This window comes from Chryseobacterium sp. BIGb0232, from assembly GCF_024810195.1.
GTDB lineage: Bacteria > Bacteroidota > Bacteroidia > Flavobacteriales > Weeksellaceae > Chryseobacterium > Chryseobacterium pennae.
Window position 1 is genome coordinate 155,103 of record NZ_JANUEH010000011.1, and the last position, 13,924, is coordinate 169,026.

12 protein-coding genes are annotated in these 13,924 nt (G+C 36.2%); 1 reads left to right on the forward strand and 11 read right to left on the reverse strand.

The annotated features are described in order from the left end of the window. Positions 1-118: 118 nt before the first annotated feature. The 5 genes from M2372_RS20765 to M2372_RS20785 form a co-directional block, all read right to left on the reverse strand. The gene (locus M2372_RS20765; RefSeq protein WP_115971670.1) at positions 119-3,304 is read right to left on the reverse strand and encodes an efflux RND transporter permease subunit; all 3,186 of its coding nucleotides are present in this window, start codon (positions 3,302-3,304) and stop codon (positions 119-121) included. Between the two features lie 7 nt (positions 3,305-3,311). Continuing rightward, a complete protein-coding gene (locus M2372_RS20770; RefSeq protein ID WP_123318929.1) occupies positions 3,312-4,373 on the reverse strand; it encodes an efflux RND transporter periplasmic adaptor subunit in 1,062 nt (353 codons plus the stop codon). A gap of 6 nt (positions 4,374-4,379) precedes the next feature. Continuing rightward, on the reverse strand, positions 4,380-5,732 hold the full coding sequence (locus tag M2372_RS20775; protein WP_123318928.1) for a TolC family protein: 1,353 nt from the start codon (positions 5,730-5,732) through the stop codon (positions 4,380-4,382). An 87-nt stretch (positions 5,733-5,819) separates the two neighbouring features. Then, on the reverse strand, positions 5,820-6,413 hold the full coding sequence (locus M2372_RS20780; RefSeq protein WP_123318927.1) for a TetR/AcrR family transcriptional regulator: 594 nt from the start codon (positions 6,411-6,413) through the stop codon (positions 5,820-5,822). A gap of 227 nt (positions 6,414-6,640) precedes the next feature. Continuing rightward, positions 6,641-7,468 carry a S1 RNA-binding domain-containing protein gene (locus tag M2372_RS20785; RefSeq protein ID WP_115971666.1) on the reverse strand — a complete coding sequence of 276 codons (828 nt, stop codon included), beginning with the start codon at positions 7,466-7,468 and terminating at the stop codon, positions 6,641-6,643. Positions 7,469-7,588: 120 nt separating this feature from the next. Between M2372_RS20785 and M2372_RS20790 the strand changes: the two genes are divergently transcribed. Further along, entirely contained in the window at positions 7,589-8,035 is a 447-nt protein-coding gene (locus tag M2372_RS20790; RefSeq protein ID WP_123318926.1) for a hypothetical protein, read from the forward strand. Positions 8,036-8,419: 384 nt separating this feature from the next. On the opposite strand, the gene lpdA is transcribed toward M2372_RS20790, so the two are convergent. The 6 genes from lpdA to M2372_RS20820 all read right to left on the reverse strand — a co-directional run bounded on the left by lpdA (position 8,420) and on the right by M2372_RS20820 (position 13,840). Next, the gene (lpdA, locus tag M2372_RS20795) at positions 8,420-9,823 is read right to left on the reverse strand and encodes a dihydrolipoyl dehydrogenase (protein WP_115971664.1); all 1,404 of its coding nucleotides are present in this window, start codon (positions 9,821-9,823) and stop codon (positions 8,420-8,422) included. A gap of 127 nt (positions 9,824-9,950) precedes the next feature. Next, positions 9,951-10,292 (reverse strand): hypothetical protein, encoded by a 342-nt coding sequence (locus tag M2372_RS20800; RefSeq protein WP_148060741.1) that lies wholly within the window; start codon positions 10,290-10,292, stop codon positions 9,951-9,953. A 138-nt stretch (positions 10,293-10,430) separates the two neighbouring features. Beyond that, positions 10,431-11,069: a hypothetical protein gene (locus M2372_RS20805; protein WP_123318924.1), complete on the reverse strand. Its 639-nt coding sequence runs from the start codon at positions 11,067-11,069 to the stop codon at positions 10,431-10,433. 57 nt (positions 11,070-11,126) lie between these two features. Further along, positions 11,127-12,260 carry an AraC family transcriptional regulator gene (locus tag M2372_RS20810; protein ID WP_123318923.1) on the reverse strand — a complete coding sequence of 378 codons (1,134 nt, stop codon included), beginning with the start codon at positions 12,258-12,260 and terminating at the stop codon, positions 11,127-11,129. Positions 12,261-12,356: 96 nt separating this feature from the next. After that, on the reverse strand, positions 12,357-12,743 hold the full coding sequence (locus M2372_RS20815; RefSeq protein WP_123318922.1) for a cupin domain-containing protein: 387 nt from the start codon (positions 12,741-12,743) through the stop codon (positions 12,357-12,359). Positions 12,744-12,757: 14 nt separating this feature from the next. Next, positions 12,758-13,840 (reverse strand): glycosyltransferase, encoded by a 1,083-nt coding sequence (locus M2372_RS20820; RefSeq protein WP_123318921.1) that lies wholly within the window; start codon positions 13,838-13,840, stop codon positions 12,758-12,760. Positions 13,841-13,924 lie beyond the last annotated feature (84 nt).

The following is a 13,924-nucleotide window of genomic DNA, read 5'->3' on the forward strand; positions in this document are numbered from 1 at the left end:
CCTATAAAGCATCTTATATAATATCATTAATAAAATGAAATTTGTGCATTCGTGGCAAAACAAAAAAGCGCCTCAGAAGATCTGAGGCGCTTTCGATTAATTAAAGGTATATGATATTTTAGTTATCTAAATGCTTAGGTGTAAATCCGTCTTCATTTAATTCTCTGTGTTCATAATCTGCCTTCATTTCAGCTTCGTAGTCTACTTTGGTATCTTTACCCATTCTTCTTAGGATTGAGTCAAATAGAGAGTATACTACAGGCACAATGATCAAGGTAAGGAATAGAGACGATGTTAAACCACCGATTACTACCCATGCAAGACCTTTATTCATCTCCGCTCCTGCTCCTGTTGCCAATGCGATCGGTAACATACCGAAGATCATCGCAATGGTTGTCATCAGGATCGGACGAAGACGGGCGTGGTTAGCCTGGATCAATGCATCATGAGTACTTGCTCCCGCTGCTTTTCTTGCATTCGTAAAGTCAACGATCATAATCGCGTTCTTCGCTACAAGACCAATCAACATGATCATCCCTAGCATCGTAAAGATGTTCAATGAGTTGGCTGTTAAGGCAAGGATTACCATTACCCCGATCATCGCCAACGGAATAGAGAACAATACCACGAAAGGATAAACGAAACTATCATACAATGATACCATTACAAGATATACCAATACGATAGCTGCTAATAAAGCAATCCCTAAAGTACCGAAACCTTCCTGTTGGTTTTCCATATCTCCACTCCAGATGTAATCTACACCAATAGGTCTTTTCTCGTTCATGAACTTAGCAGACCACTCGTTTGCTACGTCTCCAACCGGTCTACCTACTGCTTTAGCTCTTACTTTTACAGAAGGAGACTTATCTCTACGTTCAAGCAAACTTGGTCCTGAACCCATTTTTACTTCAGCAAACTGGCTCAAACGAATCTGCTGACCCTGAGGATTTGTAAACATTAGGTTTTTAACATCATCAATAGATTGTCTGTTCAGATCTCCAAAACGGATGTTAATGTCATATTCATATTCTCCTGCTCTGAATTTTCCATCTGTATTCCCGTTAAATGCAGTCTGCATCGTTTGTCCTACACTTGAAAGGTTTAAGCCTAGAGAGGCCATTTTATCTCTGTCGATATTCACCTGTACTTCCGGGTTACCAGAATCGGTTGATAATTCTGCATCTACTGCTCCAGGAACTTTTTTCAGTAATTCAAGGATTCTTGTCGCTTCTTTTACTGCTGTTGCGTTATCCGGAGCGGTTACTACCATTTCGATCGGAGCATTTTCAGCACCCATGATACCAATTGGAGCTGTTTTAAACTCAACACCAGTGAATTTCTCCTCCAGTACTCTTTTTATTTTTGCAGCTTTGATGTTTGTACTTTCAGAACGTTCAGATTTATCCGTTAAGTTTACCTGAACTTCAGATTGGTAAGTAGTTGCCTGAGCTCCACCAAAACCTGTTGACTGCTGTCCAACCGTTGTAATTAAGTCTACAACATCTTTATCATTTCTTAAAAACTTCTCAACATCTAATGTTAGCTGGTTTGTTTTTTCAACAGTTGCATCTTTAGAAAGTTCCATCTGTACTAAGAACTGACCACGGTCAATCGGCGGGAAGAATTCTCCTCCAATGAATCCAAAAATCACCAATGAGAATGAGCTGATTAAAACAATGAATGTAATAACTACTGTAGAAATTCTTCTCACTGTTGTTTTCAGACACCATTCAAGAATACCCGTAATCCAGTGCGTAAATTTGTCAATGAGTCCTTCGAACCAAAGGATGAATTTCTCAAACCAGTTTTTACCTGTTAAATGCTCCAGTTTACCAAATCTTGATGATAACCAAGGAATGATGGTAAATGATGCTAACAACGATAATAATGTTGCAATAACCACCGTGACGCAGAACTGTGCCAGAATGTTTGCTACAAGCCCTGAACTCATCGCAATCGGTAAGAATACCACCACAATTACCAGGGTAATCGCTGCAACGGTAAATCCGATCTCTGATGCACCATCATAGGCTGCTCTGATCTTACTTTTACCCATCTCCATGTGACGGTAGATGTTTTCCAGTACTACAATCGCGTCATCTACAAGGATACCTACCACAAGGGAAAGCCCCAGTAAACTCATTAAGTTCAAAGTATATCCCATCAGATTCATTCCGATGAACGCCGCCACCAATGAAGCCGGGATCGAAACCATTACAATGAATGCATTTCTAATACTGTGAAGGAATAATAGCATTACAATTGCCACAAGAATAATCGCTAAGAATAAGTCGAAAATTACGTGGTTGGCAGATTCAAGGGTAAATTCTGTTGTATCATTTACGATTTTTACTTTTACTCCCTGAACTTTGTAAGCTTCTTCTACAGTCTGAATCGTTTTCTGAACACTTTCAGATACTGCTACTGCATTGGCATCAGACTGCTTTTTTACCTGCATTAAGATTGTTGGAAACTGATTGAATCTTGCTACTTTTTCAACATCTTTCTGAGAGTCGAAAACGGTTGCAATATCAGATAAACGAACCTGAGCTCCATTTTTGTTGGAAACCACAAGGTTGTTCATTTCTTCAGTTGACTTATACTTTCCTGATAATCTGATGGTAGATTTTGTAGTTCTTGTTTTCAAACTACCAGTAGGGAAATCTAAGTTTGATGAAAGGATTGCCTGCTGAACATCTCCAATAGAAAGTCCGTACCCTTGCAATTTCTTTTCGTCCAGGTTCACTTGAATTTCTCTTTCCTGTCCACCTACAAGATCAACCTGTGCTACTCCGTTTACACGGGAGAAAATAGGTTCAATCTTTTTATCCAGTAAGTCGTAAAGGTCCTTACTGTTTAATTTATCAGATGAAATACTCATCGTAATAATTGGTAAATCATCCAGTGAGAATTTATTCAGGGAAGGTGCTTTTACATCATCCGGAAGGTCTCCCAGAATTGCATTTACCTTTCTCTGAGCATCATTCAATGCAAAATCTACATCTGCTCCATTGTTCAGCTGAACCATGATAACCGATAAACTTTCATATGAAGAAGATTCTACTTTTTTTACGTTTTCCAAAGAACCTACGGCATCTTCAATCTTTCGGGTGACAGAGGTCTCCACCTCTGCAGGCGAAGCTCCCGGATACACCGTAGAAATGGTTACCATGTTGGTTTCAAACTTTGGAATCAATTCGTATCCCATGAGCGTATAACTCAGGATACCTCCCAGCGTCAGAATTGTAAATAATACAATTACCAGCGAGGGTCTTTTAATCGATATTTCTGCTAACTTCATAGATCCTCTACTTTATAATGTTTACTTTAGATCCGTTGTCCAGGTTGATCTGTCCGCTGGTTACCACTTGCTCACCACCATTCAGTCCGCTTAATACCTGTACTTTGTCTCCGTAAACTTTACCAACGGTTACTGTAATCAATTTAGCAACACCATTCTGAACAACGAACAGCTGTCCTGAGCTTACTCCATTCACAAACGCTTCTGCAGGAACAGTCAGCATATTCTGAGTTTCTGCTCCATGGTTTGTTTTAAAGGTAGCTGTTGCGTACATACCCGCTTTTAAGTTTCCTCTGTTCTGAACTTCAATTTCAACAGGGAAATTCAAAGAAGCATCACTTTTTGGAGCGATAAATGTAATTCTACCCACAAAAGATTCTTCAGGTAAAACGTTTACTTTAATCGGAACCTCCTGACCTAGCTGGATTTTTCCAACCTGGCTTTCATCTACTAAAACAGAAAGTTTTAAGCTGTTAATGTTAACGATCTCAAACATGGAAGTTCCTACTGAAACAACTGTTCCCGGCTCTACCATTTTTTTATTAATCGTTCCGCTGATTCCTGCACGGATACTTGTATCATTTACTCTTACTCCCTGAGCTTTCACTGCTGCCTGCATATTTTTCAACTGCAGTCTTGAGTTATCCAGCTGTTGTTTTGTAACTCCACCTGTTTTATATGCGTTTTCGTAACGTTGGTTGTCGATAACAGCATTCTGTAAATTATTCTGAGCCTGAGTAACATCAACTTCGATAGCATCTCTTTTAATCGTTGCCAACACCTGACCTGCCCCAACTCTTGAACCTTCTTTCACTAAAACACTTACAATACGTCCGGCAATTTCAGAAGACTGATTCATTTCCTGTTTAGGAAGGAATGTTCCGTTTGCAGAATAGTCTGTATCTATATTTTCTCTTGCAACTGTGACTATATTAACATTGATTTTATCTACCTGCTTGGCAACCTCTTTTACTTCCTGAGTCTGCTTCTCTTTGTTACCAGCAATCTTGTAAGCTGCTAACCCTACGAGTACAGCTGCTACGATGATATATATTAAAGTTTTTTTCATTGTTTATTATGGGTTTTGTAATGTATTTAACTCTCCTTTTGCTTTAATTAATTTGATCTCAGCTTGCTTATAGTCTAATAGTGAGTTTGAATAATTTTGTTTTGCTGAAGTTAAAGCATTTTCTGAATCCAACACTTCTGTAAGTGTTGCCAAACCATTCTGGTAATTAGATTGAGTATTTTTCTGTACTCTTTCCGCAAGGCCTACATTATCTTTCATGCTTTGGATATTAATAATCGAATTTTCCATATTAGAAATCGCATTTTTATAATCCAGGCTCAAATTCAACTGAGTATTTTGAATATCCATATCCAGATCCTGAATATCGATTTCCGCCTGCTGGATCTTAGCTTTTGTAGCACCACCCGTGAAGATAGGAACGTTGATATTGAGTCCTATTGCTGAATAATCACTCCAAAGTACGCCATTACTCAAACCATTGGTAAGGGGAAACTTCTTTCCTGTTGCGGCCCAGGCATAGTTTGCCTGCAAACTTACAGTAGGATAAAGATAGGCTTCCGTCGCTTTTTTATTGAACACCAGAAGTTCTCTGTTTTTGTTCTTTACCTGTAATTCCAGACGGTTATCCAAATTGACATTATTGATTATAAGCTCAGGTTTCGGTTCAATAGTTTTCTCTTCAAGCTCGATATCAGTTTCGATTGGAACTCCCATATAAAACTTCAGAGAGTTTTTTGAAAGTTCAACTGAATTGATCAATTGCTGTCTGTTTGATCCAATATTAGTCAACTGTACATTCGTACGATCCAGGTCGATAGATTTTGCCAACCCATTATCTAACAAACTTTTTATAACATTTCTTACCTTTTCAGTATTTGCATAGCTCACCTGTACGGTTTTGAGATTTTCTTCCTGCACAAAAACCTGATAGTAAGCTGTTGCTACATTCTCAATAATTTGTTCATTGGTTAATTGAGCGTTCAGAATGTAAAACTCTCTGGTAGATTTCGCAGCTTTGAGGCCTGTAAAAACTCTCTGATCAAATATTGCCTGCTGAACATTGACTCCCGCATTGGTACTCCAAGGCTGTCCCAACTGAGCCGTTATCCTTTGTCCACCAAATTCCAGCAATGATTGCTGAATAATTGGATTATAGGTTAAACCCGCCGTACCAGTTACCTGAGGTAAGGCTCCGGCTCTGGCTTCATCAATTTTATATTCAGCTTTTTTGATCTGTAAAGCAGCCTTTTTGGCTTCTGCTTTATTTTGGAGTGCCTGCTTGATGGCCTCCTGCAAGGAAACCTGCTGCTGGGCAGAAACCGATGAAAAGCCGAAAATCATAAATGCTGCAGCTATCCCAATTTTTAGCTTTTGAGCAGTTATACGTTTTCTTCTCATAATTTTTATACTTCGTTTATTTTTTTAAGTTCTCTCCTATTTTTATTTCTAACTGACGAATCATTTTAAGAAATACTTTAGATTTTTTTAATTTTTAAATAACATATTGAGAATGATCCCTTTTCTCACGGAAATAATCTCATCATATTCTTCGTCACTAATTAATAAATTCTCCATGAATAAAGGTCTTACGGCACTTGGAAAAACCAATAGTGAAACCATGTTCAGAATAAACTGAACCGGAGCCATTTTCTCAATGTTGCCTAGCTCCATTTCTTTTTCAATATCGCTGTACATTTTATCCAGGATATCTTCCTCAATTTCCCTGTGATGGCAGGTTCCTTTATTGATCTGTGAAACAATGTATGTTTCCAGATAAGGATATTGAAGGCTTGTAGCAAGGCTGCTTTCTATAAACTGACTGATCTTCTCTTTAAAGGGAAGCTCAGAATTCTGGATAATCTTTGATTTTTCCTGCTCTACTTTCTGTGCTTCATCAAAGATGATCTGAATAAGTTTGTCTCTTGATCGGAAGTAATAATTAATAAGGGTTCTATTCACTCCTGCTTCATCTGCAATCTCCTGCGTAGTAGCATCAAATTTTCCTTTCACAAAGAATAATTTCTTCGCTGTCTCCTTGATCAATTCCTGTGTTTGGTCTTTTTTTGCTTGATTTGACATTATTGTTAAACAATTTTGTGCAAATTTATATCAAATTTTATTTTTGACAAAATTGTTAAACAAAAAAATTAAACGAAATTATTATGATTTACATCATATTTTTGAAATAAAGTTTTGAATGCTAAAATTGGATATTGTAGTGGTAAATGCTACATCAGTATTTCTCGAAATGAATATAGAAGCAGGTATCAACAAAAAAGAGCAGAAAATTCTGCTCTTTTTGTTTTTTATAATAATTTGATTTTGTCGTCTGAAATTTCGATAATGTTATCCTTATAAAGGCCTCCTATCGCCTTCTTAAAGTTCTTTTTACTCATCTGAAGCTCATCTTTAATCTCTTCAGGAGTAGATTTGTCAGACACATACAGAAGACCGTAATTTTCTTCCAGCCTGTCCAGAATTTTTTGTTTGAATTCGTCAATATTTTCAAATCCTTCCGGCTGTAAGGAAATATCAATTTTTCCATCTTCCCGAATGGTTTTGATATATCCTTTCTCTTCAGATAATGGATACAACTTCTTGAATACATCCGAAGCATATATCAAACCTATATATTTTTTATTGATCACAACATTCCAGCCCAGTTCACCTTCGTTCATCATGATAAGGTCTACTTTATCCCCTTTTTTGAACGGAAGATCTTCATATTGTGGATTTCTTTTGAATTTTGTGGTTCCGGTGATCAGATCCATAGCTTCATCTACATAAATATGAACCAGGTATCTTTTTCCCTCAATAATCTTGGCTTTTTGCTGTTTATACGGAATAAACAAATCTTTGATGATTCCCCAATCCATAAACGCCCCGCTTGGAAGACTTTGTACGCAGCTCATTACCGCAAATTCACCTACTTCTGCCAAAGGAATCTCAGTAGTCGCTTTCAATTTATCATCATCCTGATATACAAAAACCTCAACATACTCTCCTACTTCCTTCTCTTCACGAATGAATATTTTAGGAAGAAAAGCTTTTTCACCGGATTCTTCATCTGTAAGAAACCATCCTGAGTTATTTTTTTCTGAAATTTGTAAAGTCTGAGTTTTTCCGAGTTGCATTGATGATAAAATTAGCTTACAAAGGTACGGAAATTTGAAGATTAACCTAATCTATAGTTTTAAGAATCGTTTTATATTTCAGATGGTCTTTAAAACCTGTACATTTGAATAAAAAATAACATGAAAAGATATTTTGCTGTAGTATTTCTTCTTTCCCTCATCACTGTCAATGCCCAGATCCTGGATAGAGCAGCCATTAATCTGGCCTATCGTTACAGCGGAAGGAATGTTTTACAGGCCGGATTGGAATTCAGACTCGGAAATTCCAATTATCAATCTGTGATTCTGGGACCGTCAATACTTTATACACGAATTGATGAGACCAATAAATTTATTCCTGAGGCTAACATTTCTTTCCTTAATAACGGACTGTTGTATGGCGCTTCGATCAATCAGTATGCATTGGAACCAAGAATTGGAATCTCTTTATTTAATGCTGTATTCCTCAATACAGGATATGCTTTCCCAATACACAAAGAAAAATATTTTAAGGGGATTACTTTCGGAATACAGTTTAATATTGTTCCCAAAAATTCGAAATTTTACGATAAAATGAGAATTATGTAGATGAACGGATAGTTTATTGGAGGCTATTGTCACCTAAATCTTTCTAATTCTGGTAGGTTAGGGATTTTATTGGAAAACGCTAAGGCGCAAGAGAATCAAAGATTCTCAGCAATGAAAAGCTTTCAAAATATTTCCATTATCATATTTTATACATTAATAAAAATCATTCGTGAATTCGTAGCGATTACAAAAGTATATTTTAACAGTATACAATTTTATCGGAGATAAAATCTTTGTGATTTACAATAGAAGCCATTCAAAAAAATTGTGACTTTGAGATAGCTTCGCTTTGCTCGCAATGACAAAAAGAGATATATGGGTAAACAAAAAGAGGAGCAGTTGCTCCTCTTTTATTATTTAAATGATTAAATTTTTAATCAAATATTACATGTGGATAGGTCTTTTTTCTGTAGCATCCAATGCAGCTTCTTTAATCGCTTCTGCATATGTTGGGTGTGCGTGAGAACTTCTTGCAATGTCTTCAGCACTTGCACGGAACTCCATAGCAATTACTCCTTCAGCAATAAGGTCAGCAGCTCTTGCTCCTATAATATGCATTCCTAAAACCTCATCAGTTTTCTCGTCTGCAATAATTTTAACAAGACCATCAACATCACCACTTGCACGGCTTCTTCCTAATGCTCTCATTGGAAAAGAACCTACTTTATAAGCTACTCCTTCTTCTTTCAGCTGCTCTTCAGTTTTACCAACTCCAGCAACTTCAGGCCAAGTGTAAACAACACCCGGGATTAGGTTATAATTGATATGTGGTTTTTGACCTGCTAATATTTCAGCAACTAAAGTTCCTTCTTCACTAGCCTTGTGAGCAAGCATTGCTCCTTTGATCACATCTCCGATTGCATAGATGTTAGCAACGTTAGTCTGAAGGTGGTCGTTTGTTTTTACTCTTCCTCTTTCGTCAAGTTCTACTCCTGCTTTTTCAAGACCAAGACCGTCTGTATAAGGTCTTCTTCCTACAGAAACTAAACAGTAATCTCCTTCTACAACTACTTCTTCTCCTTTTTTATCTTTAGCCGTAACTTTTACAGTATCACCGTTTCTTTCTACTGCAGAAACCGCTGTAGAAAGCATAAACTTCATTCCTTGTTTTTTAAGAACTTTAGTTAATTCCTTACTTAAAGCTCCATCCATTCCAGGGATGATTTTATCCATAAACTCAACTACAGTTACCTGAGCACCCAGTCTTAAGTATACAGAACCTAATTCAAGACCAATAACTCCACCTCCGATTACTACTAAATGCTTAGGGATCTCTTTAAGGTTTAAAGCTTCAGTAGAAGTAATTACTCTTTCTTTATCAAGAGTAATGAAAGGTAAAGAAGATGGTTTAGAACCTGTTGCAATGATGGTATATTTAGATTCAATCGTTTCAGAAGAACCGTCATTCTTAGTGATTTTAATCTGAGTAGCAGATTCAAAGCTTCCCAATCCTTCAAAAACAGTGATCTTGTTTTTGTCCATCAAAAAGTTGATTCCTTTAGTCGTTTGATCTACCACTTCGTTTTTACGTTCGATCATTCTTGCGATATCCGCTTGAGGCTCGTTGATGATGATTCCGTGACCTGCAAAATTGTGTTTTGCATTTTCGAAATGCTCAGAGCTGTCAAGAAGCGCTTTTGACGGAATACATCCAACGTTAAGACAAGTTCCGCCTAAAGTTGAATATTTTTCAATAATTGCTGTTTTGAAACCTAACTGTGCTGCACGGATCGCAGCTACATAACCTCCAGGACCAGAACCTATTACGGTAACATCGAATTGACTCATGTTATTTTATGAATTTGTTTATTATTATCTATCTTAATTCTCACAAATTTACATATAAATTACCAAGCACCAAAGTGAGTTTTATCAATTTTGAGATCAAAAAATTTTAAATACCTTAACGCGGTCATCAATCTAGCTGCAGTCTACCATTTCCGATCGTTCCTGTACTTTCAAAAAAAGAACCTCCATAAACATACCATTCAACATTTTCAAGATACTCTACTGCGTTTTCCGGAGTTATCTGTAAACGGTCTTTTTTCGAAACAATTCCTTTGTACCATCTTCCTGATTGGGAATAATTTTCATATTCAACAAAATAATGAATCCATATTCTCTGGCATAACTTACACTGCTGAATACTTACTTCTCCGTGCCTTCCGTTGGTATGATCTATCCCCAACTCGGAACTTCTGTATTCAGTATAATTTTGGTCCGGTTTTTCACAAGCGCATCCTATTTTAGGAATCATTTTCATTCTATTTTTATTTGAAACGCAAAAATACTAAAAACACCTCAATATGAAGTTACGATCAAAGTACACAAAGTCTTTTATACACAAAGTCTGATATTTTGAGAACACAAAGATTTATGGCTTTGCTACAGTATTTTATTTTTTCAATCGGAAATAAATTTTAATATTAAAAAATATCATTATCAAAGTCATCAACAGAGACGGAAGAATCTGGCTATAGGGTTTATAATCCGGTAAAAGAGTTCCGATAAAAGCAGATAAAAGCGCTCCCATCGCACTGATCATTTTACTGGAATGCTCATAACGCCAAAGATTTCCATATCGGGCTCTCGGAATACAATATCGAAATACATCATATGAAACCACCAGCAGCAAATAGCCTACACCAGAGTAAATAACCACTGGATTCCAATAGAAACCAATAAATTTCAGGTAATGCACAAACACCAAAGCTATGGCTAAGGCACCCAGCATCGCCAAAAGGTCTTTGAGGTAAAAACGGTTTGATTTTTCCTTTAAAATCCTGAATCCCGAATAAGTATTATAGGCGGCCAGAATGGTAATCAACAGCAGAAAAAGGTTTCTTTTAAATACAATCACTCCGAAAGCACCGGTAGTTACCACAACGATCATACAATACACAAAAAAGTATCCGAGCTTTACATGTAATGAGGTTCCTTTTGTTTTTAACAGAATCAGAAACCCAATGATAAGTGCAATGGTTCCACTGATGACATGTACAATAATGTTACTTAAATGAAGAGGTGTGTCCATAGTTTTTTGATGGCAAAAATCCCATAAAACACAAGTCTGGTCGTCCTAAATGATCGGTTAGGACTCTTTTTTAATCGATTCGGACTTCTTAAATTCGGATGGTGTCATTCCGGTTTCTTCCTTAAAGATCTTATTAAAAGTAGATTTTGAATTAAACCCTGATTCAAATGCAATTCCTAAGATTGAATATTTTTCAAACACAGGATCTCCCAGCTTTTTCTTAACTTCTTCTATTCTGTAAGCATTCACAAATTTGTAAAAGTTGGTGTTGAGTCCCTGATTGATCGTCTGTGAAAGCTGATGGGTGGAAACATCCATTAATAGAGACAATTTCTGCAGGCTCAACTCTTCGTCAAGATAAGGTCTGCCTGTTTCCATGAATTGTAATAATCTTTGGGAGAGGATATCGGAATAGACTTTATCCTGAACATCGTCTTTTTCTTCTTTGATAACCACAGTATTCCTATCAAGAGTTGCCTGTTGATTGAATACAATACTTTGCCTTAAACTAAAGAACACAATGCACAATAAATAGCCACTTTGCACTACTGCAACAATCTGAAAAATCTTATCAAAAGGAATGAGGTCCGCCCGTGTTCCTAAAGCAATCATACAGAAAACCCCGATAAAGAGTATAATTAAAGAAACAATGATATATTTCAGCCAGTTCAGGTTTATTTTTTCAAGTGCTGAATAATATTCGGGAAGCATCTTCTGGTATCTTTTTAAAGCCAGAAAACACAAAATGATATATACCACGGGAACAATCGCCATTGGAAACGTAAGCAGATCCAGCATTTTATTCTGTTGTTTTTCTATAAAAAACGGAATGCTGTTGTTAAATCCGATCTGACTGTAAAACAATGAAATTCCAATAAATAATAAGCTGTAACAGATAAAAAACAAAGAATGTTTAATCAGGAAGCTTACATTGAACTCTATATTAAAAGTAATCGAAATAACATACAGGTAAAGCATTCCCATACTGAGCACAGGAAGCGCAAAACCAAAAGGCTGAATGATTTCAGGAAGTAAGGATGGAAATAAATAATAGATCAGGTTAGTAGCAGCAACCAAAAGCCAAGCTATAAGATAATAATCTGAAGAAACCTTTTTCTTTTTGGAAAGCAACAAAGCCATACACATCAATGCAACAATAATTCCTGAAAAAGAAATGCTTTCCAATATCATATTAAGGAATTGATTTGAATTGCGGGTAACCAAAGTGATCACCCATCAAAATAAACTTTATCAGTTTTAAAATCAACTAATGTTTTTTCTCAACGATTATTTAAAAAACTTAATATTTTCTTCATGTCCTTTTTTCAAATAAATTGCTGTAAAAACCAGCGGTTTTTCTTTTGAGGCATTATCAAAATGAAGAATATTAACATTTTTAGGTTCATAGAAAGCATCTCCTGCATGAAGAATAACACTTTCCTCACCTTCTATCTGAAAAATAACTTCTCCGGATTGTATGATTCCAATGACCGGACATGGATGCAAATGTTTGGGTGCAGCCTGTCCTCCTGCCATTGTTATTTCCTGAACATTAGCAGTAGTTACTTTTTGATTCATTGAAGCTTTCAGCAACTCTTTTCTGGCTATCTGGCTTTTCTGAGCCATTACTGTAATAGAAAAAAGCATGCAGGCAATAAATGCGATTGTTTTCATCCTTATGATATTGACTATTTATAGATTAAGTCCAATAATACCTTTTCATATTTATCTAAAATAATATTTTTTGAAAACCTTGATTTAATGGAATTTTTTATCGCATCGCGATTATAATTTCCATGCATCACTTTTATGATTTGCTGGGCAAAGTCTTCATAGTCTTCAATATTGCCAATCTCGCCATTCACATTATGCTGAATGATCTCATTGATCCCTCCCGGACAATTATTGGCTAAAGAATAGGTTCCGCATGCTCCCGCTTCCAGAAGTACATTGGGAAAGCCTTCATATCTTGAAGAAAGAATAAACAGATCGGCATACTTTAAAAACTGGTAAGGATTCTCCTGTCTGCCATGGAAGATTACATTTTTCAATCCTAAAAATTCCTTCATCTGAAGCAGAACATCCCTGTCTTTTCCATCCCCCAGAATATGAAGCATTATATTTTCGCTTTTGAGCCTTGAAAATACTTTCAACAGGTTATCAAATCCTTTTCTGGCTGATAAATTCCCAATGGCTACTACATTTTTGTAATTGTATTTAAATCCATCAGGCTTCAAGGAAGTTCTTAGTTTTTCATCAATAAAGTCAAAGTCTACCGGATTATTGATCTTGATAATTTTTTTCTTTTTAATATTAAAATTATCCACAAGATCTTTCATCATATCATCACTTTGTGCAATAATTCTCTGGTAGTTATTGTAAAAATTATAAAAGAACTTGATTTCCTTTCTCGTTACGTGTTGGGTAACCACATTCGTTTCCCTGGCAATAAACTTCGTTCTTGGAAAAAGCTTGATAAATAATGATAAATAGGCATTCACTTCTCCAAATCCGGAAAATACAATATCAGGTTTTCTTCTATAGATCTCTCCTAAAATAGGTTTTAAGGAATGTCTGATCCTATCGGTATTGATATCTATAATTTCGACATCTTTTTTCAGAAAATTAAGGTATCCGCCCTGTTTACGCAACAGCAAAATCTTGGGTTCAAAACGATCCCTGGAAAGATGATTTGCAATGGTGGTAACTATTCTTTCTGCACCTCCGGTTTCTAGGTCCGGCAGAATAAATATGACAGATATTTTTTTCATCAGTTAAAGTTACTAAAAAGTTTAGTTACAAGTCAAATCTTCCTTTTGTCATTGTAAACAAGACAGCGTAATTGTAACTTTCAG